This window comes from Streptomyces sp. NPDC037054 (assembly GCF_055606745.1).
Map to the genome: position 1 here is coordinate 299,695 of NZ_JBVJSJ010000007.1, position 24,794 is coordinate 324,488.

Annotated in this window: 21 protein-coding genes and 1 pseudogene; 13 read left to right on the plus strand and 9 right to left on the minus strand. The window is 71.7% G+C overall.

What is annotated here, in order from left to right:
* Positions 1-12 precede the first annotated feature (12 nt).
* The 10 genes from ACZ7D7_RS19215 (at position 13) to ACZ7D7_RS19260 (ending at position 9,365) form a co-directional block, all read left to right on the plus strand.
* Entirely contained in the window at positions 13-1,710 is a 1,698-nt protein-coding gene (locus tag ACZ7D7_RS19215; protein WP_470825650.1) for a nitrite/sulfite reductase, read from the plus strand.
* 145 nt (positions 1,711-1,855) lie between these two features.
* Positions 1,856-2,035, plus strand: a complete 180-nt coding sequence (locus ACZ7D7_RS19220) for a hypothetical protein (RefSeq protein ID WP_470825651.1) — start codon at positions 1,856-1,858, stop codon at positions 2,033-2,035.
* Positions 2,032-2,751 (plus strand): phosphoadenylyl-sulfate reductase, encoded by a 720-nt coding sequence (locus ACZ7D7_RS19225; protein WP_470825652.1) that lies wholly within the window; start codon positions 2,032-2,034, stop codon positions 2,749-2,751. Before ACZ7D7_RS19220 ends, ACZ7D7_RS19225 begins: the two co-directional genes overlap by 4 nt.
* Before the next feature lie 23 nt (positions 2,752-2,774).
* Positions 2,775-3,311 carry an adenylyl-sulfate kinase gene (cysC, locus tag ACZ7D7_RS19230; protein ID WP_470825653.1) on the plus strand — a complete coding sequence of 179 codons (537 nt, stop codon included), beginning with the start codon at positions 2,775-2,777 and terminating at the stop codon, positions 3,309-3,311.
* A complete protein-coding gene (gene cysD, locus ACZ7D7_RS19235; RefSeq protein ID WP_470825655.1) occupies positions 3,308-4,246 on the plus strand; it encodes a sulfate adenylyltransferase subunit CysD in 939 nt (312 codons plus the stop codon). Before cysC ends, cysD begins: the two co-directional genes overlap by 4 nt.
* A 2-nt stretch (positions 4,247-4,248) precedes the next feature.
* Complete coding sequence (locus ACZ7D7_RS19240) at positions 4,249-5,583, plus strand: sulfate adenylyltransferase subunit 1 (protein ID WP_470825656.1); 1,335 nt, start codon at positions 4,249-4,251, stop codon at positions 5,581-5,583.
* Between the two features lie 223 nt (positions 5,584-5,806).
* On the plus strand, positions 5,807-6,910 hold the full coding sequence (locus tag ACZ7D7_RS19245; protein ID WP_470825658.1) for an aliphatic sulfonate ABC transporter substrate-binding protein: 1,104 nt from the start codon (positions 5,807-5,809) through the stop codon (positions 6,908-6,910).
* Between the two features lie 36 nt (positions 6,911-6,946).
* A complete protein-coding gene (locus ACZ7D7_RS19250) occupies positions 6,947-7,735 on the plus strand; it encodes an ABC transporter ATP-binding protein (RefSeq protein ID WP_470825659.1) in 789 nt (262 codons plus the stop codon).
* Entirely contained in the window at positions 7,722-8,621 is a 900-nt protein-coding gene (locus ACZ7D7_RS19255; protein WP_470825660.1) for an ABC transporter permease, read from the plus strand. The genes ACZ7D7_RS19250 and ACZ7D7_RS19255 overlap by 14 nt, the downstream gene beginning before the upstream one ends.
* Positions 8,622-8,627: 6 nt before the next feature.
* Complete coding sequence (locus ACZ7D7_RS19260) at positions 8,628-9,365, plus strand: sirohydrochlorin chelatase (RefSeq protein ID WP_470825661.1); 738 nt, start codon at positions 8,628-8,630, stop codon at positions 9,363-9,365.
* A gap of 48 nt (positions 9,366-9,413) precedes the next feature.
* On the opposite strand, the gene ACZ7D7_RS19265 is transcribed toward ACZ7D7_RS19260, so the two are convergent.
* Positions 9,414-9,959, minus strand: a complete 546-nt coding sequence (locus ACZ7D7_RS19265; protein WP_470825663.1) for a DUF1697 domain-containing protein — start codon at positions 9,957-9,959, stop codon at positions 9,414-9,416.
* Positions 9,960-10,335: 376 nt separating this feature from the next.
* On the opposite strand from ACZ7D7_RS19265, the gene ACZ7D7_RS19270 reads away from it, so the two are divergent.
* Positions 10,336-12,603 (plus strand): MMPL family transporter, encoded by a 2,268-nt coding sequence (locus tag ACZ7D7_RS19270; protein WP_470825664.1) that lies wholly within the window; start codon positions 10,336-10,338, stop codon positions 12,601-12,603.
* A gap of 68 nt (positions 12,604-12,671) precedes the next feature.
* Here the strand turns inward: ACZ7D7_RS19270 and mgt are convergent.
* The 4 genes and pseudogenes from mgt to ACZ7D7_RS19290 all read right to left on the minus strand — a co-directional run bounded on the left by mgt (position 12,672) and on the right by ACZ7D7_RS19290 (position 16,965).
* Positions 12,672-13,923: pseudogene (gene mgt / locus ACZ7D7_RS19275) on the minus strand (macrolide-inactivating glycosyltransferase).
* Positions 13,920-15,200 carry an ABC transporter substrate-binding protein gene (locus ACZ7D7_RS19280; protein ID WP_470825665.1) on the minus strand — a complete coding sequence of 427 codons (1,281 nt, stop codon included), beginning with the start codon at positions 15,198-15,200 and terminating at the stop codon, positions 13,920-13,922. Before ACZ7D7_RS19280 ends, mgt begins: the two are co-directional and overlap by 4 nt.
* Positions 15,200-16,033 (minus strand): carbohydrate ABC transporter permease, encoded by an 834-nt coding sequence (locus ACZ7D7_RS19285; protein WP_470825666.1) that lies wholly within the window; start codon positions 16,031-16,033, stop codon positions 15,200-15,202. The genes ACZ7D7_RS19280 and ACZ7D7_RS19285 overlap by 1 nt, the downstream gene beginning before the upstream one ends.
* The gene (locus ACZ7D7_RS19290; protein WP_470825667.1) at positions 16,030-16,965 is read right to left on the minus strand and encodes a carbohydrate ABC transporter permease; all 936 of its coding nucleotides are present in this window, start codon (positions 16,963-16,965) and stop codon (positions 16,030-16,032) included. Before ACZ7D7_RS19290 ends, ACZ7D7_RS19285 begins: the two co-directional genes overlap by 4 nt.
* 175 nt (positions 16,966-17,140) lie before the next feature.
* On the opposite strand from ACZ7D7_RS19290, the gene ACZ7D7_RS19295 reads away from it, so the two are divergent.
* Complete coding sequence (locus ACZ7D7_RS19295) at positions 17,141-18,004, plus strand: phosphotransferase enzyme family protein (RefSeq protein WP_470825668.1); 864 nt, start codon at positions 17,141-17,143, stop codon at positions 18,002-18,004.
* Here ACZ7D7_RS19295 and ACZ7D7_RS19300 read toward each other — a convergent pair.
* The 4 genes from ACZ7D7_RS19300 to ACZ7D7_RS19315 form a co-directional block, all read right to left on the minus strand.
* On the minus strand, positions 17,979-18,722 hold the full coding sequence (locus tag ACZ7D7_RS19300) for an exonuclease domain-containing protein (protein WP_470825852.1): 744 nt from the start codon (positions 18,720-18,722) through the stop codon (positions 17,979-17,981). The genes ACZ7D7_RS19295 and ACZ7D7_RS19300 overlap by 26 nt on opposite strands.
* Before the next feature lie 115 nt (positions 18,723-18,837).
* Positions 18,838-20,076, minus strand: coding sequence for an SAV2148 family HEPN domain-containing protein (locus ACZ7D7_RS19305; RefSeq protein WP_470825670.1), 1,239 nt, complete (start codon positions 20,074-20,076; stop codon positions 18,838-18,840).
* Between the two features lie 103 nt (positions 20,077-20,179).
* Complete coding sequence (locus tag ACZ7D7_RS19310) at positions 20,180-21,499, minus strand: copper amine oxidase (protein WP_470825671.1); 1,320 nt, start codon at positions 21,497-21,499, stop codon at positions 20,180-20,182.
* A gap of 56 nt (positions 21,500-21,555) precedes the next feature.
* Positions 21,556-22,383, minus strand: coding sequence for a Tat pathway signal sequence domain protein (locus ACZ7D7_RS19315; RefSeq protein ID WP_470825672.1), 828 nt, complete (start codon positions 22,381-22,383; stop codon positions 21,556-21,558).
* Between the two features lie 192 nt (positions 22,384-22,575).
* On the opposite strand from ACZ7D7_RS19315, the gene glgX reads away from it, so the two are divergent.
* Entirely contained in the window at positions 22,576-24,693 is a 2,118-nt protein-coding gene (gene glgX / locus ACZ7D7_RS19320) for a glycogen debranching protein GlgX (protein WP_470825673.1), read from the plus strand.
* Positions 24,694-24,794: the final 101 nt, after the last annotated feature.

Genomic DNA, 24,794 nt, shown 5'->3' on the forward strand with positions numbered 1-24,794 from the left:
GACGTATCCACCATGGCCGCCACCCCGCAGAACCCTGCCGCCGCGACTCCCCGCCGCAAGGTGAGCCGTCACCGCGGCGAGGGTCAGTGGGCCGCGGGGCACTTCACCCCGCTCAACGGCAACGAGCAGTTCAAGAAGGACGACGACGGTCTCAATGTGCGGACACGCATTGAGACGATCTACTCCAAGCGCGGATTCGACTCGATCGACCCCAACGACCTGCGCGGCCGCATGCGTTGGTGGGGGCTCTACACCCAGCGCAAGCCCGGCATCGACGGCGGCAAGACCGCCGTACTGGAGCCGGAGGAGCTGGACGACAAGTACTTCATGCTGCGCGTCCGGATCGACGGCGGCCGGCTCACCACCCAGCAGCTGCGCGTGATCGGCGAGGTCTCGCAGGAGTTCGCGCGCGGCACCGCCGACATCACCGACCGGCAGAACGTCCAGTACCACTGGATCCGGATCGAGGACGTGCCCGAGATCTGGAACCGCCTGGAGGCCGTCGGCCTGTCCACCACCGAGGCCTGCGGCGACACGCCCCGCGTGATCATCGGCTCGCCCGTGGCCGGCATCGCCGAGGACGAGATCATCGACGCGAGCCCGGCGATCGACGAGATCCACCGCCGGGTCATCGGCAACCCCGCGTACTCGAACCTGCCGCGCAAGTTCAAGACGGCGGTCTCCGGATCGCCGCTGCTGGACGTGGCACACGAGATCAACGACGTCGCGTTCGTCGGCGTGGTCCACCCCGAGCACGGCCCCGGCTTCGACGTGTGGGTCGGCGGCGGACTGTCCACCAACCCCAAGATCGGCGTCCGGCTCGGCGCCTGGGTCCCGCTGGACGAGGTCCCCGACGTCCACGAGGGCGTCGTCTCGATCTTCCGCGACTACGGCTACCGGCGGCTGCGCACCCGCGCCCGGCTGAAGTTCCTCGTCGCCGACTGGGGCCCGGAGAAGTTCCGCCAGGTGCTGGAGGACGAGTACCTGGAGCGGAAGCTGACCGACGGCCCCGCGCCCGCGCAGCCCGTGGAGCGCTGGCGCGACCACGTCGGCGTGCACCGGCAGAAGGACGGCCGCTTCTACGTCGGCTTCGCCCCGCGCGTCGGCCGCGTCGACGGCACCACCCTGACGAAGATCGCCGACCTCGCCGAGGCGCACGGCTCGGGCCGGGTGCGGACCACGGTCGAGCAGAAGATGATCATCCTCGACGTCGAGGAACCGCAGGTCGAGTCGCTGGTCGAGGCCCTGGAGGCGCTGGACCTCACCGCCCGGCCGTCCGCGTTCCGGCGCGGCACGATGGCCTGCACCGGCATCGAGTACTGCAAGCTCGCCATCGTCGAGACGAAGGCGCGCGGCGCCTCGCTCATCGACGAACTGGAGCGCCGCATCCCGGACTTCGACGAGCCGATCACCATCAACCTCAACGGCTGCCCGAACGCCTGTGCCCGTATCCAGGTGGCGGACATCGGTCTCAAGGGCCAGCTGGTCGTCAACGACGCGGGCGAGCAGGTCGAGGGCTACCAGGTGCACCTCGGCGGCGCGCTCGGCCTGGAGGCCGGCTTCGGCCGCAAGGTGCGCGGCCTGAAGGTCACCGCCGACGGCCTGCCGGACTACATCGAGCGCGTGCTGAAGCGGTTCCAGGCGGAGCGCGAGGACGGCGAGCGGTTCGCCGCCTGGGCCGCCCGCGCCAGTGAGGAGTCGCTGTCGTGAACCAGGCGAGTGAGCCGAAGGGGCGCGCCTCCGTCGAAAGGGAGAGCGCGCGGAGGTCGCGAAGCGGCCGAGCACGGTCGACCGTCGACGGAGGCTGGAGCGCCCCGGAGGCGAACCGAGCCGCTGAAAGAGGGGAGTCGCTGTCGTGAGCGAGCGTGCCGCCCCGTTCTACTGCCCCTACTGCGGCGACGAGGACCTGCGTCCGAGCGAGCAGGGCCACGGCGCCTGGGAATGCGCGGCGTGCAACCGCGCCTTCCAGCTGAAGTTCCTCGGGCTGCTCGCCCAGGGGCTTCACCCCAACTCCTCTGGAGGGGACCGGATATGACGGCGATTCAGGAAGAGCAGGGAGAGCGCGCGGCCGGGGAACTCAAGGCACTCGCCGAGCAGGCCGGGCGCGACCTGGAGGACGCCTCCGCCCTGGAGATCCTCCAGTGGGCCGCCAAGACGTTCGGCAAGCGCTTCTGCGTCACCTCGTCCATGGAGGACGCGGTGGTCGCCCACCTCGCCTCCCGCGCGATGCCCGGCGTCGACGTGGTCTTCCTCGACACCGGCTACCACTTCGAGGAGACCATCGGCACCCGGGACGCGGTCGACGCCGTGATGGACGTCAACGTCATCACGCTCACCCCGCGCCGGACGGTCGCCGAGCAGGACGCGGAGTACGGCCCGAAGCTGCACGACCGCGACCCCGACCTGTGCTGCAGGCTCCGCAAGGTGCAGCCCCTCGAAGAGGGCCTGAAGGGCTACCTCGCGTGGGCGACCGGCCTGCGCCGCGACGAGTCGGAGACCCGGGCGAACACCCCGGTCGTCGGCTGGGACGACAAGCGGCAGAAGGTCAAGATCTCCCCCATCGCCCGCTGGACGCAGGACGACGTGGACGCCTACGTCGCCGAGCACGGCGTGCTCACCAACCCCCTGCTGATGGACGGTTACACGTCCGTCGGCTGCGCCCCCTGCACCCGCCGGGTCCTGGAGGGCGAGGACGCGCGCGCCGGCCGCTGGGCGGGCCGCGCCAAGACCGAGTGCGGGCTGCACGGATGACGACGACGATTCAGGAGACCGACGTGACGACCGGAGCCACCGTCTGGCTCACGGGTCTGCCGAGCGCCGGCAAGACCACCATCGCGTACGAGCTGGCCGGCCGGCTGCGCGCCGAGGGCCACCGGGTCGAGGTGCTCGACGGCGACGAGATCCGCGAGTTCATCTCGGCGGGCCTCGGCTTCAGCCGCGAGGACCGGCACACCAACGTTCAGCGCATCGGCTTCGTCGCCGAACTGCTCGCCCGCAACGGCGTCACGGTGCTCGTCCCCGTGATCGCGCCGTACGCCGACAGCCGCGAGGCCGTCCGCAAGCGCCACCAGGCGAACGGCACGGGCTACCTCGAAGTGCACGTGGCGACCCCGGTCGAGGTGTGCAGCGTCCGCGACGTCAAGGGCCTGTACGCCAAGCAGGCCGCGGGTGAGCTCACCGGGCTCACCGGCGTCGACGACCCGTACGAGGAGCCCGAGTCGCCCGATCTGCGCATCGAGTCGCAGAACCAGACCGTCCAGGAGTCCGCCGCGGCGGTGTACGCCCTGCTCAGCGAAAGGGGACTGGCATGACGACGACCGTCGCGAGCATCTCCGAGGAGACGGACAGCCCGTACGCGCTGTCCCACCTCGACGCCCTCGAGTCCGAGGCGGTGCACATCTTCCGCGAGGTGGCGGGCGAGTTCGAGAAGCCGGTGATCCTGTTCTCCGGCGGCAAGGACTCCATCGTCATGCTGCACCTTGCGCTGAAGGCGTTCACGCCGGCGCCGGTGCCGTTCGCGCTGCTGCACGTCGACACCGGGCACAACTTCCCCGAGGTCCTCGACTACCGCGACCGGACGGTGGCGAAGCACGGGCTGCGGCTGCACGTCGCCTCCGTGCAGGACTACATCGACCGCGGCGTCCTCAAGGAGCGCCCGGACGGCACCCGCAACCCGCTGCAGACGCTGCCGCTGACGGAGAAGATCCAGGCGGAGAAGTTCGACGCCGTGTTCGGCGGCGGCCGGCGCGACGAGGAGAAGGCCCGCGCCAAGGAGCGCGTGTTCTCCCTGCGCGACGAGTTCTCCCAGTGGGACCCGCGCCGCCAGCGCCCCGAGCTGTGGAACCTCTACAACGGCCGGCACGCGCCCGGCGAGCACGTGCGGGTCTTCCCGCTGTCCAACTGGACCGAGCTGGACGTGTGGCAGTACATCGCCCGCGAGAACATCGAGCTGCCCGGGATCTACTACGCCCACGAGCGTGAGGTGTTCCGGCGGGACGGCATGTGGCTGACCGCCGGCGAGTGGGGCGGCCCGAAGGACACCGAGACGGTGGAGAAGCGGCAGGTCCGCTACCGCACCGTCGGCGACATGTCCTGCACCGGCGCCGTCGACTCCGACGCCGACACCATCGAGAAGGTGATCACGGAGATCGCCGCGTCCCGGCTCACCGAACGCGGCGCGACCCGCGCCGACGACAAGCTGTCCGAGGCCGCGATGGAAGACCGCAAGCGCGAGGGGTACTTCTAGACATGAGCACCGTCACGACCGAGGAACTCTCGGCCACCACCCTGCTGCGGTTCGCCACCGCCGGCTCCGTCGACGACGGCAAGTCCACGCTGGTGGGCCGGCTGCTGCACGACTCCAAGTCGGTCCTCGTCGACCAGCTGGAGGCCGTGGAGCGCGCGTCGGCCGGCCGCGGCCAGGACACCCCCGACCTGGCGCTGCTCACCGACGGCCTGCGCGCCGAGCGCGAGCAGGGCATCACCATCGACGTCGCCTACCGCTACTTCGCGACGCCGCGCCGCCGGTTCATCCTCGCCGACACCCCGGGCCACGTGCAGTACACGCGGAACATGGTGACCGGCGCCTCCACCGCCGAGCTGACGGTGATCCTGGTCGACGCCCGCAACGGCGTCGTCGAGCAGACCCGCCGGCACGCCGCCATCGCCGCGCTGCTGCGCGTCCCGCACGTCGTCCTCGCCGTCAACAAGATGGACCTGGCCGGCTACCAGGAGTCGGTGTTCGCGGCGATCGCCGAGGAGTTCACCGCGTACGCCGCCGAGCTGGGCATCCCGGACGTCACCGCGATCCCCATCTCGGCGCTGGTCGGCGACAACGTCGTGGACCCCTCCTCCCACATGGACTGGTACGCGGGTCCGACCGTGCTGGAGCACCTGGAGACGGTGCCGGCCGCGCACGACCTCACGCACTGCCACGCGCGGATGCCGGTGCAGTACGTGATCCGGCCGCAGACCGCCGAGCACCCCGACTACCGCGGCTACGCGGGCCAGATCGCCGCCGGCACCTTCCGCGTCGGCGAGTCCGTGACGGTCCTGCCGTCGGGCCGCGCCACCAGGATCGCCGGCATCGACCTGCTGGGTGAGCCGGTCGACGTGGCGTGGACGCCGCAGTCGGTGACGCTCCTGCTGGAGGACGACATCGACATCTCCCGCGGCGACCTGATCGTGCCCAGCAAGGACGCGCCGCCGACCACGCAGGACATCGAGGCGACCGTGTGCCACGTCGCCGACGCACCGCTCACCGTCGGCCACCGCGTGCTGCTCAAGCACGGCACCCGCACGGTCAAGGCGATCGTCAAGGACATCCCGTCCCGGCTCACCCTGGACGACCTGTCGCTGCACCCGCACCCGGGCCGGCTCGTCGCCAACGACATCGGCCGGGTGAAGGTCCGCACCGCCGAGCCGCTGCCCGTCGACTTCTACGCCGACTCGCGCCGCACCGGCTCGTTCATCCTGATCGACCCGAACGACGGCACCACCCTCACCGCCGGCATGGTCGGCGAGTCGTTCGCCTCGCCGGAGCCCGTCAAGGACCCGACCGACGACGACGGGTGGGACTTCTGAGCATGAACTCCCCCGACTTCTACTCGATGTTCGCGAAGGAGGGCGGCCGCGTCGGCAGCGGTGCTCTCGGCGCCGGGCAGGGCGGAGTGGCCCGATGTGTGCGTTGACGTACGCGCACCGCTCGCGCGCCCTCAGCCGCCACCGCCGTAGGACCCGACCTGCCGACCTCCCGGCCACGACCTGAGAGACCGTGACCGCCGGGCCACCGAGAGGAACACCTCCCGTGCCTGCCAACCCAGCCGTCCGCCGCACCCTCGCGGTGCTCGCGGCGCTGCCGCTGCTCGCCCTCGCCGCGTGCGGGTACGGCTCCCAGGCCAAGGACGACGACACCGTGAAGGTCGCCGCCGGGGCCGAGAAGACCGACGGCCTCGACTCCGTGCGGATCGGGTACTTCGGGAACCTGACCCACGGCACCGCTCTGGTCGCCCGCCAGAAGGGCTTCATCCAGCAGGAGCTGGGCGGCACCGAGGCGAAGTTCGCCACGTTCAACGCGGGCCCCTCCGAGATCGAGGCACTCAACTCGGGCTCCATCGACATCGGCTGGATCGGCCCGTCACCGGCGATCAACGGGTACACCAAGTCCCTCGGCAAGAACCTGCGGATCATCGCCGGTTCGGCGTCCGGCGGCGTGAAGCTGGTGGTGAACCCCGAGAAGATCAAGTCGCTGAAGGACGTCGAGGGCAAGCGGATCGCCACGCCGCAGCACGGCAACACGCAGGACGTGGCGTTCCTCAACTGGGTGTCGGAGCAGGGCTGGAAGGTCGACGCGCAGAGCGGCAGGGGCGACGTCACGGTCGTCCGCAGCGACAACAAGGTCACCCCGGACGCCTACAAGTCCGGTTCCGTGGACGGCGCGTGGGTGCCCGAGCCGACCGCGTCGAAGCTGGTCGCCGAGGGCGGCAAGGTCCTCCTCGACGAGGCGACGCTGTGGCCCGACGAGAAGTTCGTCATCACGAACGTCATCGTGTCGCAGGCGTTCCTCAAGGAGCACCCGAAGGCCGTCGAGGCCGTGCTGCGGGCGTCGGTGACGACCAACAAGTGGATCAACGCCCACCCGGACGAGGCGAAGAAGGCCGCGAACGAGCAGCTGGAGATCGACTCGGGCAAGGCGTTGCCGCCCGAGGTCCTGGACCCGGCGTGGAAGTCGATCAGGTTCACCGACGACCCGCTGGCCGCCACGCTCGGCACGCAGGCGCGGCACGCCGTCGGGGCGGGCCTGCTGGAGAAGCCCGACCTGAAGGGCATTTACGACCTCACCCTCCTGAACAAGGTCCTCGCGGCCGAGGGCGGAAACAAGGTCGACGACGCCGGTCTCGGCACCGGCTGAGCACGGACACCGAAGAGTTCCCAGGAGGTGACGACCATGGCCACGACCCTCGCCAAGGCCGCCGACGACACCGAGGCGGTCACGCACGCCGCCCGGATCGAGCACGTCTCGAAGTCGTTCGCGGGCCCCGCCGGGCAGCAGCTCGTGCTGGACGACATCACGCTCGATGTCGCGCCCGGCGAGTTCGTCACCCTCCTGGGTGCCTCCGGCTGCGGCAAGTCCACGCTGCTGAACCTGGTGGCGGGCCTGGACCGGCCGAGTGCCGGTTCGATCACGACGGACGGCCGCCCGGCGCTGATGTTCCAGGAGCACGCCCTGTTCCCGTGGCTGACCGCGGGCAAGAACATCGAACTCGCCCTGCGCCTGCGGGGCGTTCCGAAGGCGGAGCGGCGTGAGCGGGCCGAGGAGCTGCTGGAACTCGTCCGCCTCAAGGGCGCGTACGGCAAGCGGGTGCACGAGCTGTCCGGCGGTATGCGTCAGCGCGTCGCGCTCGCCCGTGCGCTGGCGCAGGAGAGCAAGCTCCTGCTGATGGACGAGCCGTTCGCCGCGCTCGACGCGATCACCCGGGACGTGCTGCACGACGAGCTGACCCGGATCTGGCGCGAGACGCGGCTGTCCGTCCTGTTCGTCACGCACAACGTGCGCGAGGCCGTCCGTCTCGCGCAGCGGGTCGTGCTGCTGTCGTCCCGCCCGGGGCGGATCGCACGCGAGTGGACGGTCGGCATCCCGCAGCCGCGCCGCATCGAGGACACCGCCGTGGCGGAGCTGTCCGTCGAGATCACCGAAGAACTGCGGGGGGAGATCCGCCGTCATGGCCAGCACTGACACGACGACCGGCACCAGGGACGGCGGGGGCGACCTCGCCGGCCTGGAGGCGGGCCTCGACGCACTGGAGACGGTGCAGAAGGTCCGCACGCCCTTCCGGCAGACGCTCACGCAGAAGATCCTGCCGCCGGTCAGCGCCGTACTGCTGGTGCTGGTGGTGTGGCAGGGCCTGGTGTCCTTCGGGATCGCCGACGATCCGACGAAGCTGCCGGCCCCGGCCGACGTGTGGCACGTGGTCCGGGAGGCCTGGCTCCAGGGCGAACTGCTCGGCTACATCTGGACGTCCGTCTCGCGCGGTCTGCTCGGCTTCCTGTTCGCGCTGGCCATCGGCACGCCGCTGGGCCTGATCGTGGCGCGCGTGAAGTTCGTGCGCGCGGCGATCGGCCCGATCCTGTCCGGCCTGCAGTCGCTGCCGTCGGTGGCGTGGGTGCCGCCGGCCGTGATCTGGCTGGGTCTGAACAACTCGATGATGTACGCGGTGATCCTGCTCGGCGCGGTCCCCTCGATCGCCAACGGCCTGGTGTCGGGCGTGGACCAGGTGCCGCCGCTGTTCCTGCGGGCGGGCCGCACGCTGGGCGCCACGGGTCTGCGGGGCACCTGGCACATCACGCTGCCGGCCGCGCTGCCGGGCTATGTGGCGGGTCTGAAGCAGGGCTGGGCGTTCTCCTGGCGGTCTCTGATGGCCGCGGAGATCATCGCGTCGTTCCCCGATCTGGGCGTCGGCCTCGGCCAGTTGCTGGAGAACGGCCGCAACGCCTCCGACATGGCCATGGTGTTCGAGGCGATCCTGCTCATCCTGATCGTCGGCATCGCCATCGACCTGCTGATCTTCAGCCCGCTGGAGCGCTGGGTGCTGCGCAGCCGCGGTCTGCTGGTGAAGGGCTGACACGTCATGCGCGAACCGGTCCTGCTCGTCATCGCCCACGGCAGTCGCGACCCGCGGCACGCCGCGACCGTGCACGCCCTGGTGCGGCGCGTGCGGTCGCTGCGCCCCGGGCTTCGGGTGGAGACCGGTTTCCTCGACTTCAACGTGCCGTCCGTGCGGGGCGTCCTGGAGTCCCTGGACGCGCAGGGCGTCCGCGACGTCGTCGCCCTGCCGCTGCTGCTGACGCGGGCCTTCCACGCGAAGGCCGACATCCCGGCGGTCCTCGCGGACGCGCCGCCGCGGCTGCGGATCCGCCAGGCGGACGTGCTCGGCCCGTCGCCGCTGCTGCTGTCGGCGCTGGAGCGGCGCCTGTACGAGGCGGGTCTGACGCCCGCCGACAAGTCCTCGACCGGGGTCGTGCTGGCCTCGGCGGGGTCCACCGACCCGGAGGCGATCGCAGTGATCGCTGACATCGCGCGGGAGTGGCGGCACACCGGTTGGCGTGCCGTGCGGCCTGCGTTCGCCTCCGCATCCCTTCCCCGCACGCAGGACGCGGTGCGGGAGTTGCGGGCGCTCGGCTGCGAGCGCGTCGCGGTCGCCCCGTACGTGCTGGCGCCCGGCCGGCTGCCGGACCGGATCGCGCGGGGCGCGGCCGGGGCGGACGTGCTGGCGGACGTCCTCGGTCCGGCGGCCGAGGTGGCGCGGGTGCTGCTGGAGCGGTACGACGGGGCGCGGATGCCGCTGGCGGCGGCCGCGAGCGCCTGAGACGCCGGCGCCGCCGGCCCTGGGACGTCGGCCCGGCGCCCGAGTCCGTCAGCCGCCGGTCAGCTCCACGAGTTTGACGACGGTGTTCCAGTTCCGGGTGGTGGCGATCAGGCCCTTGGTGACACGGGGTTTGGCCAGGCGCTCGGCGAGCTTGGAGCGGCCGAGGCCGTCCGGGACGTACAGGTACAGTGCGCGGTCGCCGAGGCGGAACTCCTCGGGGAGGAAGGCGGCCCGGTCGATCTCCGCGAAGCGGGCCTCGTCGGCCGGCTCCGAGAGGTACGTGACGTGCAGCTGCCGTCCCTCGAGTTCGGCCGCCGGGAACGGGCAGGCGTCGGCGACCGCCTTCAGGTAGGCGTGGTCGCGGACGAGGACGTCGACGCGGAAGCCGAAGTGCCGTTCGAGGGCCGCGGTGATCTCGGCGGCCAGGGAGTCCTCGTCGCCGCGAGGGGGCGTGAACACGGCCTGTCCGCTCTGGAGATGGGTGCGGACGCCCTCGTACCCGAGGCGTTCCAGGACGGCGCGCAGCTCCGCCATCGGGACCCGCTTGCCGCCCACGTTGATGCCGCGCAGCAGCGCCGCGTACGTCGTCGTCATGCGCACACCATAAGGCGGCCGTCGTGCCCCGTGGGGGTGGGCACGACGGCCGGGTCCGGATGCCGGACTGGGCGAAACTCTGGCCGAACACCGGACGCGGATCAACTTCTCCACGCGCCTGTGACTGATTCAACACTGGTTCAAGAGGGGCGCGGTGGCGTCCGGGCACGGCACCCTGACCGTCCTCCCCGACGGCACCCGGTAGATGTAAGGGGCGGCCGTCCTCCCCAGTGCGGAGCCGGCGGGGTCCGGGGGGATGAGCCGGGCGCACCGGACTTCACCGGGCAGTACGACGAGACGGTCCTTTCCGGCCCATAGCTTCGAGGGGAAAGGCGGCGGCAGGGGGTCGTCGCCGCGCACGAGGGGGCAGGCCGGCATGGGGAACGCAGACACGCGGGTGAGAGGGCTCGCCGCGCGGGCCGGCGGATGGAGCGCCCGGCACCGGTGGGCGGCCGTGGGGATCTGGGTGCTGTTCGTCGTCCTCGCGATGGGGCTGGGCTCGGCGGCGGGCCGCGTCGACGTCAAGGACAGCGACCAGTTGTCCGGGGAGACGCGCACGGCCGCCGCGATCGTCGAGGACGCGGGGATCGACGAGCCGGCCGGGGAGACGGTGCTGATCCAGTCGGAGGACGGCTCGGTCAAGGCGACGGACGCCGCGTTCCGGGCCGCCGTCGCGGACGTCGTCCGGGCGGTGGAGGCGACCGGCGAGGTCACCGACGTCACGACGCCGTACGACTCGGGCACGATCTCGGAGGACGGCCGCAGCGCGCTGGTGCAGTTCGACATGCGGGGCGAGTCGGACACCGCCGGGGAGCGCGTGGAGCCGGTGCTCCGGGCCGTGGCCGGCGTCCAGAAGGACCACGAGGCGCTCACGATCGAGGAGATCGGCGGCGCCAGCATGATGAAGACGTTCGACGACGCGTTCGGGGACGACTTCCGGAAGGCCGAGTACTCCGCGGTGCCGGTGGCCCTCGGCATTCTGCTGATCGCCTTCGGCGCGCTGGTGGCGGCGCTGCTCCCGGTGGCGCTGGCGATCACCGCGATCATGGCGACGATGGGCCTGATGGGCGTCGTCAGCCATGTGATGCCGATGAGCGACACCGCCAACTCCGTGATGCTGCTGGTGGGTCTGGCCGTGGGCGTCGACTACTGCCTGTTCTACCTGCGCCGTGAGCGCGAGGAGCGGGCGGCGGGCCGGGACGCGGAGACGGCGCTGCGGATCGCCGCCGCGACCAGCGGCCGGGCGATCGTCGTCTCGGGTGTCACGGTGTGCGTGGCGATGGCGGGCATGCTGTTCACGGGTCTCGCCGAGTTCGAGGCGATGGGCCTGGCCTCGCTGATGGTGGTGGCGGTCGCCATGGTGGGCTCCGTGACGGTGCTGCCGGCGCTGCTGTCGCTGCTCGGCGAGCGGGTCGAGAAGGGCCGCATCCCGTTCCTGCGCCGCCGGGACAAGGCGCACGGCGGCGGCGCGGGCGGCGAGAGCCGGTTCTGGTCGGCGGTGCTGAAGCGGGTGCTGGCCCGGCCGGTGATCGCGGTGGTCGTCGCGGCGGGCGCGCTGCTGGCGATCTCGGCTCCGGCGGTGGGCATGAAGACGCAGAACCTCACGCTGGACCAGGAGTTCGGGGATTCGCTGCCCATCGTGCAGACGTACAACCGGGTCAACGAGGCCTTCCCGGGCGGCTCCGAGCCGGCCGAGGTGGTCGTGAGGGCGGACGACATCAACGCGCCGGAGGTCAAGGGCGCGCTGGCCGACTTCAAGGAGCGGGCGGTCAGTTCGGGTGCCTCGCGCGGCCCGGTGGAGATCAAGCTGCACGACGAGCAGAACGTCGCCTTCGTCTACGTCCCGCTGGTGGGCGGCTCCGACCAGGACAAGGCGGGCGCGAGCCTGGAGAAGCTGCGCGACGAGGTGCGTCCGGCCACGCTGGGCAAGGTCGAGGGTGTGGAGGCGCCGATCACCGGTCAGGTCGCGGGCTCGCACGACTTCAACGACCAGTTGGTGGGATCCGTCGTCCCGGTCTTCGTGTTCGTGGTGGTGTTCGCGTTCCTGCTGATGCTGCTGTCGTTCCGCTCGCTGACGATCGCGGTCACGTCGATCGCGCTGAACCTGCTGTCGGTGGGCGCCGCGTACGGCATCCTCGTCGCGGTCTTCCAGCACGGCTGGGGGGCGTCGCTGGTGGGCGCGGAGGGGGTCGGCGCGATCGTCACGTGGCTGCCGCTGTTCCTCTTCGTGATCCTGTTCGGCCTGTCGATGGACTACCACGTGTTCGTGGTGTCCCGGATCCGTGAGGCGCGGCTGCGGGGCCTTGCGACGGCGGACGCGATCAAGCACGGTGTGGTGACCACGGCCGGGGTCGTCACGAGCGCCGCGGTCATCATGGTCGCCGTGTTCGCGATCTTCGGGACGCTGTCGATGCAGTCGATGAAGCAGATGGGCGTGGGTCTCGCGGCGGCGGTGCTCATCGACGCGACGATCATCCGGGGTGTGCTGCTCCCGGCGGTGATGGCGCTGCTGGGCGAGCGGAACTGGTACTTCCCGGCGTGGCTGAACCGTCTGCCGGACCTGACGCACGACGAGGCGCCGGCGCCGGTGGCCGCGACGGCGGAGCGGGACGGCGAGGGCGAGCACGAGCCGGTGCGGGTCTGACCCGCGCGGCGATGGGCGGGGCCCGACGACTCGACCGGAGTCGTCGGGCCCCGCCCTTCGCCGTGGTGTTACGCGGTCGGCAGTTCGGCCTCGATCAGGTCGGCCGCCCGCCGGGTGCCGCCCTCCCGCGCCATCTCGGCCTGGATGTCCTTCAGGCGGCGGGCCACTTCCGGGTCGTCGACCAGGGCGAGGGCGGTGGAGCGCAGCGTCCCGGCCGTGGCCTCCTCCGTCGGGACGTGCCGGGCGACGCCGAGCCCCTGGAGCATGTCGGCGTTGCCGAACTGGTCCACGGCCTGGGGTACGGCGATCATGGGCGTGGCCGTGGCCAGGCCCTCCTGGCTGCCGCCCGCGCCGGCGTGGGTGACGAACAGGTCGGCCTGCCGCAGCACGGCCAACTGCGGCACCCAGGGGTGGACTTCGACGTTGGCGGGGATCTCGCCCAGCTCGGCCGGGTCGACGTGCTTGCCGACCTGGAGGACGAGGTGCCAGCCGGGCAGGTCGCCGAAGGCCTTGACGCACTCCCGGTAGAAGCCGGGCTGCTTGGTGAAGGACGACCCGAGCGACACGAGGACGACCTTGTCGGCGCCGGCGGGCCGCCGCCAGTCGCCCTCACCGGCGCGGTCGCCCTGGCAGGCGCCGACGAAGCTGTGCACGCTCTCGTCCACCCGGTCGGCGTTCGGCTGGAGCGCCCTGGGGATCAGGACGATCGAGCGGGACGGGCGGCCGACGAACGGGTCCGGGTGCTCGGTGATCCCGTTCTCCGCGAGCCAGGCCTCGAAACGGGCGTAGTAGGCCCTGCCCCGTTCGGTCTTCCTCGGCTCCTCCCACATCGGCTCGGCGACCTCCTGCTCGTAGCCGTCCCAGGCGACGAGGTTCGGCGAGAGGGAGACGGCGGGCACGCCCCAGCGGTGGGCGAGGACGCGGGCCGGGTAGGAGGTGATGTCGTGCAGCACGAGGTCGGGCTCGTCGCCCCGGTAGGCCTCGATGAGCTGCGGCAGCGCCTGGACGGCGTCGTCGAGGAACGGCTCGACGTTGTCGAGCAGGGTGCTCCCCCACGCCGAGGGGTCGTCGTCGGGCGAGGGCAGCGTGGAGTTCCAGGGCTTCACCTCGGCGCCGGTGGCGGCGACCTTGTCGGCGAAGACGGGCGGAATGGCGTACGTGACCCGGTGTCCGCGCGCCACCAGTTCGCGGATCACCTCGAGACTCGGGTTCACGTGGCCGTGGGCGGCGATGGAGAACATGGCGATGTGCGCGCGACTGGTCATGCCGACGACCCTAGACGAGACGAGACGTCTCGTGCAATTCATTTCGGCGCGTCAGCGCTGGTAGCGGGCGAGGACCAGGTTGCCGTCCTCCTCCAGGCGCTCGCGCAGCTCACCGAGGCCGATGGCCCCGCTGTAGTACTCCTGGAACGCGGGTGTGGCCACCTTGTCCTTCCACTCGGGATAGCCCCGCACGGTCTGCGCGGGTGCGGGACTGAGGTGCGCGGCGAGGGCCGTGCCGGTGACCCAGCCGTGCTCGGGTGTGCGCAGCGCCGGGTCCTTCAGCGCCTCGGTGCCGGTGGGCAGCATCCAGTCGCCGAGGGCCAGGCGCACCATGTTGCGGGGTTGCAGCAGGAAGTCGACGAAGCGCGCGGCCTCCCGTTTGTGGGGGCTGTCCTGGGCGATGGACAGGGTCTGCGGGCTGACGCCCTGGGTGAGTCCGCCGGCGCCCGCGGGGGCGGGCAGGACCTGCCAGTCGAAGCCCTTCGGCGCCTGCTGCACGATCTGCTGGCGGTAGGAGAAACCGAGGGGGACCATGGCGTATCTGCCGCCGAAGAAGCCGGGCAGCGTGTCCGAGCCGCCGCTGCCGAGCGTCGTCGGCGAGGCACTGCGGTCGGTGTTGGCCTGGTCGTGGATGGTGCGCGGCACCACCTGGTCGCCCGGTTCGAGGCGGACGGTGACCCTGCCGTCGGCGCCGCGGTGGAACAGCGTGCCGCCCGCGGACAGCGACAGGTTGAGCGTGGCGGACACGGGCTCCTTCAGCGGCCAGGCCACGCCGTACTTGCCCTCGCCGCTCAGCCGCTTCGTGACCTGCCGGAACTCCGGCCAGCTCCAGGGGCGTTCCGGGGTCGGAACGCGTACGCCGGACTCCTTCAGCCAGGTCGCGTTGGCGATCAGGACGCGCGGCTCCTGGAGGAACGGCACGCCGTAGACGCCGTCCCCGAAGGTCGTCGTGTCCCAGCTGCGCCGCGGGATGTCGGCCTTGAGGCGGTCGGAGAGCAGTCCGGTCAGGTCGGCGAGGTGGCCGCCGTAGGCGAAGTCCGCGAGGTCGTCGGAGGCGTCGTGGATGATGTCGGGCGCCTCGCCGCCCTCGAAGGAGGTGAGGAGCTGGTCGTGGACGCTGTCCCAGCTGCCCTGGACGTACTCGACGCGTACGTCGGGGTGGGCCGCGTTCCACTCCGCGACCAGTTCCTTGTTGGCCTCCACGGACTCCTGCTGCCAGGCCAGGGACTGGAAGCGCAGGGTGATCCGGCCGTCGTCCCGGGCGCCGCCCGAGGAGCAGCCGGTGAGGACCAGCAGGGCGGCGAGGAGCGCCGCGATCGTTCTCGTACGCATCAGGCCTTCACCGCCCCGGCGGGCATGCCGCCCGTGATCCTGCGCTGGATGAGAGCGAACACCACCAGGGACGGCAGTGTCGCGAGGAACGCCGCCGCGGCCAGCGGTCCGAGGTCGGCGACGCCCTCGGCGCCGATGAAGTGGGTCAGCACGACCGGCAGGGTCTGCTTCTCCGGGGTCTTCAGAAGCACCAGCGCGAAGAAGAACTCGTTCCACGCGGTGATGAACGCGAAGAGTGCCGTCGCCACGATCCCCGGCGCGAGCAGCGGCGCCGTGACGGACACCAGGGTCCGCAGCCGCCCGGCGCCGTCGACCGCCGCGGCCTCCTCCAGCTCGCGGGGCACGGCCCGCACGTATCCGGCGAGCATCCACAGCGCGAACGGCAGCGCCCACACCACGTAGACCAGCACCAGCCCGGGCACGGAGTTGATCAGCCGGAGGCTCTTCAGCACCAGGAACAACGGGATGATCAGCAGGACGAACGGGAAGGCCTGGCTGACGACCACCCAGCCGGTCGCCGCCTTCGCGAGCCGGGTGCGGTGCCGGGCCATGACGTACGCCATCGGCGTCGCGATCAGCACGGCGATCACGGCCGCCGCGAGTGCGGCCACCAAGGAGTTGAACGCGGCGTGCAGCAGCGGCTGTTCGTCGAAGGCCTGCCGGAAGTTGGCGAGGGTGGGGTCCCGCGGGATCCAGGTGGGGTGCAGGCTGCCCAGTTCGCGCGGCGGTTTGAACGCCGTCGAGATCAGCCACAGGAACGGGAACGCCAGGAAGACGAGATACGCGAGCAGGGCGGCGTACTGGCCGGCGCGGGCCGCGGGAGTGGTCCTCACGTGTCGTCACCTCCCCTGAGCCGGCCGACGAGGAACACGGCCAGCAGGATCGAGATCACGGCGACCATGACGCAGCCCATCGCCGCCGCGTAGCCGAACTGGCCGTAGCGGAAGGCCTCTTCGTAGGCGAACAGCATGGGCAGCCGGGTGCGTCCGCCGGGGCCGCCGCTGGTCAGGACGTAGACCAGGGCGAAGGAGTTGAAGTTCCAGATCAGGTTGAGGGCGGTGACGGCCAGGGCGATCGGCCGGATGGCGGGCCAGGTGACCGTGCGGAAGCGGCGCCAGGCCCCGGCGCCGTCGACGGCCGCCGCCTCGTGGAGTTCGCGCGGGGTGTTCTGCAGGCCTGCGAGCAGGGCGACCGTGGTCTGCGGCATGCCGGCCCAGACGCCGACCACGACGACGGCGGGCAGGGCGGTCGCGAGTCCGCTGAGCCAGTCGCGTCCGTCGCCGAGGCCGAGGTCGCGCAGGGTCTCGTTGAGGATTCCGGCGTCCGGGTTGTAGACGAGCCGCCACATGATGCCGACGACCACCTCGGGCATCGCCCAGGGGACGATCGCCAGGGCGCGGGCCAACCAGCGCAGCCGCAGGTTCTGGTTGAGCAGCAGCGCGAGGCCGAGCGCGAGCAGGAACTGCGGGATCGTCACCCCGACGGCCCACACCAGCCCGATCCGGAACGACTCCCAGAACAGCGTGTCGTGCAGCAGGTCACGGAAGTTGAGGCCGCCGATCCACTGCGTGGGTTCGGTGCGGCCCGACTGGGCGTCGGTGAACGCCAGCGTGATCCCGTACAGCAGCGGTCCGACACTGAGCACGAGGATGGGGAGCAGGGCGGGCAGCACCAGGAACCAGGCGCCGTGGTCGAGGGCCCTCGGTCGCTTGCCGGGACCGGGCGCGCCGCGCGCCGGTCTGTTCACCTCGGTCGCCAATGTCACGCAATCAGCCCCTTTGCACGGCCCGGACGGCCTGGTCATGGTCGTGAAGGCGGTCTGCCTCGTCAAGACACCGCGCACACCGCCCGACCTGTGCGAATGGGAAACTGGCGGAGGATGGCCGGATCTCGCCGGAGGCGTGGGTCCGGACGGTGACGTGGAGCGGAGGCGGACGACGATGGACGAGGCGCGGGCGCGGGACGTGCTGGCCGCGGCGGAGGTGCTGCCCGGCGCGGCCCGGGAGGCGCGGCTGCTCGCCCTGGGCGAGAACGCGGTGTTCGCCGCCGGTGACCTGGTCGTCAAGGTCGGCCGCGACGCCGAACTCCTGGACCGGGCCCGGCGCGAACTGGCGGTCGCCGGGTGGCTCGAGTCGGCCGGGGTGCCGGCGGTGCGGGCGGCGCGGCCCGACGCGCTGCTCGTGGAGGGGCACCCGGTGTCCGTGTGGCACCGGCTGCCCGATGCGGTGCGCCCGGCCGAACCGCGGGACCTGGCCGGACTGCTGCGTCTGGTGCACGAGTTGCCCTCTCCTCCCGTCGCGTTGCCGCCCCGCGACCTGCTGGGCGGTGTCGAGCGGTGGCTGCGGCTGGCGGGCGACGCGATCGACCCGGCGGACGCGGCGTATCTGCGGGACCGCCGCGACGGGTTCGCGTCCGCCGCCGCCGCGCTGACCCCGCGTCTGCCGCGCGGGCCGATCCACGGGGACGCGCTGCCGCGCAATGTGCACATCGGCCCGGACGGGCCGGTCCTGGTCGACCTGGAGACGTTCTCCGACGACCTGCGCGAGCACGACCTGGTGGTCCTGGCGCTCTCGCGCGACCGGTACGGGCTGCCCGCCGAGGCGTACGAGTCCTTCGTGCGGACCTACGGCTGGGACGTGCGCGAATGGGACGGCTGCGCCGTGCTGCGGGGCGCGCGGGAGACGGCGAGCTGTGCGTGGGTCGCGCAGCACGCGCCCGGCAACCCCAAGGCGCTGGCCGAGTTCGAGCGGCGGGTGGCGTCCTTGCGGGACGGGGACCCTACGGTGCGGTGGTACCCGTTCTGACGTCGGGCGCCGTCAGTTCCCGGAACGGCCACGCGCCGTCGACCGTCGCCGTCGCGTCCCCCTTGCGGCGCAGGAACGCCTGGAAGTCCGCCGCCCATTCGGCGTACCACCGTATTTGGCGGTGGTGCAGGTCCGCCGGGCCGAGGGAGGCGACCTTCGGGTGACGGTCGGCTATCGCGCAGGCCAGGCGGGCCGCGGCGAGCGCGTCGGAGGAGGCGTCGTGGGCGGTGTCGAGGGCGACGCCGTACTCGGCGCAGACCGCTTCGAGGTTGCGCTTGCCGCGTCGGTAGCGGTCGGCCCAGCGGTCGATGGTGTACGGGTCGATGACGGGCGCCGGGTCCCGGCCGCCGAGGCGGTCACGCAGGGACGGCAGGCCGTGGCGGCGCAGTTCGGCGGAGAGCAGCGTGAGGTCGAAGGCGGCGTTGTAGGCGACGACCGGGACGCCCGTCTGCCAGTAGGACACGAGGACACCGGCGATGGCGTCGGCGACCTGGTCGGCCGGCCGGCCCTCGGTCGCCGCGCGTTCGTTGCTGATGCCGTGCACCGCGACCGCGTCCGCCGGGATCTCCACCCCGGGGTCCGCCAGCCACTCCCGGCGGCCCATCGGCTCGCCGTTCCTGACCTCGATCACGGCGCCCGTGACGATGCGCGCCTCGCGCGGATCCGTGCCGGTGGTCTCCAGGTCGAAACCGATCAGCAGCTCCCGGTGCCAGCCCATGCGGCGGCCCCCCTTCTTGGTGGTGCGTCCCCCAGTGATCTCCACCTTCGCACGCGGCACTGACAACGGGAGGACCGCATTCCGCTCACCGGGCCCGTCCGGGCGCCGCGACGGCTCACGACACCGGCCGCGAATCCGCCCACATCACCTCGAACTCCTCGCGGTACGTGGGGAAGAGCCCGCCTTCGTCGACCTCGCCCGACTTGACCACCTTGCCCGCGTTGCGCAGGACGAACACGGGGGCCTCCATGCCCCGGGTGCGGCGCAGGTAGGACTGCACGACGGCGATGCCGTCGGCGCCGTCGCCGTCGACCAGGTAGGCGGTGAAGCGGGGCGTCTCGTCGAAGACCTGGATCTCGAAGGCGCCGGGGTCGCGCAGCCGGGCCCGCACCCGGCGCATGTGCAGGATGTTCATCTCCACGGCCCGGCTCAGCTCGCCCCGCTTGATGCCGAGTTCCCGCTCGCGCCGTTTCACCGCGCTGGACGCCGGGTTGAGGAACAGCAGCCGCACCCGGCAGCCCGACTCGGCCAGGCGCACCAGGCGGCGGCCGGAGAAGTTCTGCACGAGGAGGTTGAGGCCGATGCCGATGGCGTCGAGGCGCCGGGCGCCGCCGAAGATGTCCTCGGCGGGGAACTGCCGCAGCAGCCGCACCCGGTCGGAGTGCACGGCCACCACGTCGGCGTACCGGTCGCCGACGAGGTCCTCGACCGCGTCGACGGGCAGCCGGCGCGCCGACGGCACGTCGCCGCCGGCGCCGAGGATCTCCAGCAGCCGCGCCGAGGCCCGCTCGGCCTGGTTCAGGACCGCCTCGGACAGGGCGCGGTTGCGGGAGACGACGTTCCGCGTGACCTCCAGCTCGTCCAGGGCGAGTTCGACGTCCCGGCGGTCGTCTATGTACGGCTCGAAGCACGGCCAGTGCTGCACCATCAGCTCGCGCAGCTGCGGCAGGGTGAGGAAGCTGAGGACGTTGTCGTCGGCAGGGTCGAGCAAGTAGCCCTTGCGGCGGCTGACTTCGCGGACCGCGACCGCGCGCTGCACCCACTCCTGCCCGGCGGGCCCGGCCGCGGCGACCACCCAGTCGTCGCCGTGGACGGGCTCGTAGACGGGGCGCAGAACGGCGGCCACGACGGCGCGCAGCCGCTGTTCGACGAGGTTGAGCCAGATGTAGGCGCGGCCGGCCCGCTGGGCGCGGGTGCGCACCTCGCGCCAGGACTCGGCGTCCCAGTCCAGCTCCGGGCCGATCGCGCCCGCGTCCATCGGCCGGGCCAGGGACACGGCGCCGGGCGGGACATCTGTGGAGTTCCCCTCGTGACCCTCGTCACCAGGGGGCAGCTCCAGCCCTCCCGAGCCCACCCGCGCACCGCCTTCCGCTCCCCCGAGCACTCCCCGTCTCAACGATCAAGGAAGGGTACTCCGGTAGCGGTGCGCGGTGCAGCCCGATGGGCAGGCTGGTTTCTCAACTCGGGCCTTCGGGAGAGCCGTTCTGGCCCGCGAGCTCGCGGGGAGTGAGCGGATTCATAGCGGTCACGTCACGTGGGGCGATGCTGAATCCCTGCCAGTGGACCGGCATGGGCTGCTGGTCCTCGTCGCGGGCGATGTGGTGGAAGCCGACATTCACCCAGACCACGGGGTGGGTGAGGGTCTGTCCGTTGACCCACTTGTCGACGGACCGCCCGTGTCCGGCACCGCAGTTGTGGGGGTTGTTGCTGGCGTACTGCTCGCACTTGTTGTACTGGGTGACGTAGAGGTCGTGCTTGGTGTAGCCGCGGCCCGGATACGTGTCGCCCGCGCCGCGGACGAGTTCGTAGGAGCGCGGGTGGTTGTCCTTGTTCTTGCCGGCCGAGCTGACCACGCGCCACCAGCGCATGTTCCGGGCGTCGCCCGCGAGTTCCTTGGTGACCTCGGTGACGGTGGTCCTGTTCGTGGGCGCCTGCTGTCCGCGCGCGGGCGGGCTGACCTTCGAGTCGTACTGCTCGACCCGGCTCCTGGAGGAGCCGTCCAGGCCGAAGTTGAGCCGCCAGAACACGTTGTGGCTGTGGCTGGTCGCGTACGCCTTCGCGCCCTTGCCGATGGGCCAGCCGCGGCCGTCCCCGGCGTCGTAGTCGCCGGGCGAGAGGCTGCCGGTGGCGCCGACGTTGCTGGTGATGGTGCCGTCGTCCTGGAAGCGCCACTCGGTGATGTACTCGTACCAGCCGACCTGGTTGGCGGTGTAGACGAGCAGGTCCTTGCCCTGGGCCTGGTACACCTTGCCGGCGGCGTCGCCCTGCATGCGGTAGGCGTGGCCGCGGGTGCGGGTCGTGGTGTACAGGCCCTTGACGTTGGCCTGCTCCGGGTCCCAGGCGTCGGGGACCTTGACGGTGCGGATGGTGCCGCCGGGGCATTCGCCGGGCGCCAGGTTCATCAGGCCCTTGCCGAAGTCGAAGCTGGTGAGGTCGTCGTACTCGACGCTGCCGTCGTCGTAGGGCACGTGGATCTGGGCGAGTTTGGCGCTGGTGAGGACCTTGATGGGGCGGGGCTCGCCGGGCGGCTGGTAGGAGACGTGCTCCAGGACGAGCCCGGCCTTGGCCTGGTAGCTCCAGCACATCCGCCAGGTGGTGCCGGAGGCGAGCTTCTGTTCGATGCGGTGGGCGGCGCCGCATTCGGCGGGCGGCGCGGGCGCGGCCTTCGGCCCGGCGGCGGCCGGTCCGGCGCCGGCGGTCGCCCCGGCGAGGAGCGCGCCGGCCGTGAGCGCCACGGCGGCCCGCGCGCGGGCACGGCTGATTCTGGTCACGGGCATGACGAAATGACTCCCCTTGCAGGAGGTACGGGCGGGACGGGCGGACGGTGGGCGGCTCAGCGGCGGTTCAGCGCCGCGACCGTGCCGGTGCTCAGGTCGATCACCAGGTGCCGGGAGTCGATCCACGGCCCGTTGACGACCTTCGGGAACAGCCGGGCGCAGCGGTGCTCGCCGCACTTGTCGAGCGCGGCGGGCTGGGCGCCGGGCGTGGCCCGGTACACCATGGCGTGGATCCGCAGCTGGTCAGGCGAGGTGAGCCGCTTGCCGGTGGCGTCCCGGTAGTCGGCGCGCAGGCCCGCGCCGAGCGGGCCGGCGATCAGCAGCCGGGCGGCCTCGGTCTGCTCGGCCCCGCTCAGCGGCGGCTGCACGCCCCGCTGGGTGCCGGTGCGCTCGACCTTCCCGGTCGCCAGGTTCACGGTCCTGGTGACGAGGGTGTCGTCGCGGTAGTCGTAGAACGTGACGTCGGCGCGGCGCGGCGCGTCCGGGTCGTCCAGTTCGGCGGCCTCCGGTTCGGCCAGTTCGACGCCGAGGCGCTGCGGGCCGCGGTCGCCGTCGACGCGTTCGCTCGAGTCGAACAGGCGCCGGTTCTCGGCGATGCGCAGGACCCGGTCCCGTTCGTCGTCGGTGAGCGGGTCGCGGCCCACTCCCGTGGCGCCCTCGTCCGGCGCGTCCTCGACGACGCCCGGCGCGACCCGCCCCTGGTCTCTCCCCTGTCCCTCCTGGTTGCCGGCCGCCTGCTGCACGGGGCGGCCACCCCCTTCCGGCGTGTCGTCGGCGCCCGCGGTCCCCGGAAGGGTGACCGCGATCATCGCGGCGGTCCCCGCCACCGCGACGGCCGCACCGGCCACCACCTTCCCCAGATGGCGGTGCACTGTCTTGCGCACGTTGTCCCCCTACTCCCCCATTGGCCCCGGGAGTATGTGTTTGCCCCACTGGTTCGGCATACCTCGCGTGTACGGGGTATGCGCTGTTCGCCCGGTAAGAGGGTCGTAAGTCCTAGGTGGTTCCGTGACTTTCGGGGAGACTCGGGGCCAAGGCGCCACCGGGGGCGCCGCACACCTGAAAGAGTCGTATCCATGCAGGTCTGGCCTGGAGAGGCGTATCCACTCGGTGCCACGTACGACGGCGCCGGCACGAACTTCGCGGTCTTCACGGAGGCCGCGGACCGAGTAGAGCTGTGTCTGCTGCACGACGACGGCTCGGAGACGGCGATCGAACTGCGGGAGAGCGACGCGTTCGTCCGGCACGCGTACGTGCCGGGCGTGATGCCGGGGCAGCGGTACGGCTACCGCGTGCACGGCCCGTACGCGCCGGAGCGCGGGCTGCGCTGCAATTCGGCGAAGCTGCTGCTCGACCCGTACGCGCGTGCGATCAGCGGCACGATCGGCTGGGGCGAGGAGGTGTACGGCTACCACTTCGACGCGCCGGACCGGCGCAACGACCTGGACTCGGCGCCGCACACGATGACGTCGGTCGTGGTCAACCCGTACTTCGACTGGGGCGACGACCGGCGGCCCCGCACCGAGTACCACCACACCGTGATCTACGAGGCCCACGTCAAGGGCCTCACGATGCGCCACCCGGGGCTGCCCGAGGAGCTGCGCGGCACGTACGCGGGGATGGCGCACCCGGCGGTGATCGAGCACCTGACGGAGCTCGGGGTCACGGCCCTGGAACTGATGCCCGTGCACCAGTTCGTGAACGACCACCGGCTGGTCGACATGGGCCTGAACAACTACTGGGGCTACAACACGATCGGCTTCTTCGCCCCGCACAACGCGTACGCCTCCTGGGGCGACCGCGGCCAGCAGGTGCTGGAGTTCAAGTCGGCGGTGAAGGCGCTGCACGAGGCCGGGATCGAGGTCATCCTCGACGTGGTCTACAACCACACCGCCGAGGGCAACCACCTGGGCCCCACGCTGTCCTTCAAGGGCCTGGACAACCCGCAGTACTACCGGCTCGCGGACGACCCCCGCTACTACACGGACACCACGGGCACCGGGAACTCCCTGCTCATGCGGTCCCCGCACGTCCTGCAGATGATCATGGACTCGCTGCGGTACTGGGTCACCGAGATGCACGTCGACGGATTCCGCTTCGACCTCGCGGCGACCCTGGCCCGGCAGTTCCACGAGGTGGACCGGCTGTCGTCGTTCTTCGACCTGGTGCAGCAGGACCCGGTGGTGTCGCAGGTGAAGCTGATCGCCGAGCCGTGGGACGTCGGCGAGGGCGGCTACCAGGTGGGGAACTTCCCGCCGCTGTGGACGGAGTGGAACGGCAAGTACCGCGACACCGTGCGCGACCTGTGGCGCGGCGAGCCGCGCACGCTCGCCGAGTTCGCCTCGCGGCTGACCGGCTCCTCCGACCTCTACCAGGACGACGGGCGGCGGCCGCTGGCCTCCATCAACTTCGTGACCTGCCACGACGGCTTCACGCTGCACGACCTCGTGGCGTACAACCACAAGCACAACGACGCCAACGGCGAGGACAACCGCGACGGCGAGAGCCACAACCGGTCGTGGAACTGCGGCGTCGAGGGCGACACCGACGACCCCGACGTGCTGGCGCTGCGGGCCCGGCAGATGCGGAACTTCGTCGCGACGCTGATGCTGTCCCAGGGCGTGCCGATGATCAGCCACGGCGACGAGTTCGCGCGGACGCAGCGCGGCAACAACAACGCCTACTGCCAGGACAACGAGCTGGCGTGGGTGGCGTGGCCGGGGGCGGAGGGCCCGGAGCGGGACCTGTTCGACTTCACGCGCGCGATGGTGTGGCTGCGCAAGGACCACCCCGTGTTCCGCAGGCGGCGCTTCTTCCACGGGCGGCCCGTGGAGGGCACCCACGACGAGCTGTCCGACATCGCGTGGTTCACGCCCGAGGGCCAGGAGATGACCCAGCGGGACTGGAACTCGGCGCGGGCCTCGGCGCTGACGGTGTTCCTCAACGGCAACGCGATCTCGGAGCCGGGCGCGCGCGGGGAGCGCATCACCGACGATTCGTTCCTGCTGATGTTCAACGCCTCGCCGAAGCCGCTGGACTTCGTGGTGCCGGTCGACCACGGCCGGCAGTGGCAGGTCGTCGTGGACACCGCCCGCCCGGACGGGGTGCCGCCGGGCACCGGCCCGAAGGTGCAGGCCGGGGCCCGGCTGACGCTGGTGGACCGCAGCATGACGGTGCTCCAGCGGCCGGTGTGAGCGGTCCCCCCGAGTGCCCCCGGCTGCCCCGGGTCGTCCGATCGGGCGACCCGGGGCACACCGCCGTACGCCGGGAATGACACGAAGTGCGGCAGGGCGGG

What these genes read in the sequence shown, in the direction of transcription:
- ACZ7D7_RS19215 (WP_470825650.1), top strand. Translation starts at nt 13, where the DNA reads ATGGCCGCCACCCCGCAGAACCCTGCCGCCGCGACTCCCCGCCGCAAG.
- ACZ7D7_RS19225 (WP_470825652.1), top strand. Translation starts at nt 2,032, where the DNA reads ATGACGGCGATTCAGGAAGAGCAGGGAGAGCGCGCGGCCGGGGAACTC.
- cysD (WP_470825655.1), top strand. Translation starts at nt 3,308, where the DNA reads ATGACGACGACCGTCGCGAGCATCTCCGAGGAGACGGACAGCCCGTAC.
- ACZ7D7_RS19240 (WP_470825656.1), top strand. Translation starts at nt 4,249, where the DNA reads ATGAGCACCGTCACGACCGAGGAACTCTCGGCCACCACCCTGCTGCGG.
- ACZ7D7_RS19250 (WP_470825659.1), top strand. Translation starts at nt 6,947, where the DNA reads ATGGCCACGACCCTCGCCAAGGCCGCCGACGACACCGAGGCGGTCACG.
- ACZ7D7_RS19255 (WP_470825660.1), top strand. Translation starts at nt 7,722, where the DNA reads ATGGCCAGCACTGACACGACGACCGGCACCAGGGACGGCGGGGGCGAC.
- ACZ7D7_RS19260 (WP_470825661.1), top strand. Translation starts at nt 8,628, where the DNA reads ATGCGCGAACCGGTCCTGCTCGTCATCGCCCACGGCAGTCGCGACCCG.
- ACZ7D7_RS19265 (WP_470825663.1), bottom strand. Translation starts at nt 9,959, where the DNA reads ATGACGACGACGTACGCGGCGCTGCTGCGCGGCATCAACGTGGGCGGC.
- ACZ7D7_RS19270 (WP_470825664.1), top strand. Translation starts at nt 10,336, where the DNA reads ATGGGGAACGCAGACACGCGGGTGAGAGGGCTCGCCGCGCGGGCCGGC.
- ACZ7D7_RS19280 (WP_470825665.1), bottom strand. Translation starts at nt 15,200, where the DNA reads ATGCGTACGAGAACGATCGCGGCGCTCCTCGCCGCCCTGCTGGTCCTC.
- ACZ7D7_RS19295 (WP_470825668.1), top strand. Translation starts at nt 17,141, where the DNA reads ATGGACGAGGCGCGGGCGCGGGACGTGCTGGCCGCGGCGGAGGTGCTG.
- ACZ7D7_RS19300 (WP_470825852.1), bottom strand. Translation starts at nt 18,722, where the DNA reads ATGGGCTGGCACCGGGAGCTGCTGATCGGTTTCGACCTGGAGACCACC.
- ACZ7D7_RS19310 (WP_470825671.1), bottom strand. Translation starts at nt 21,499, where the DNA reads ATGCCCGTGACCAGAATCAGCCGTGCCCGCGCGCGGGCCGCCGTGGCG.
- glgX (WP_470825673.1), top strand. Translation starts at nt 22,576, where the DNA reads ATGCAGGTCTGGCCTGGAGAGGCGTATCCACTCGGTGCCACGTACGAC.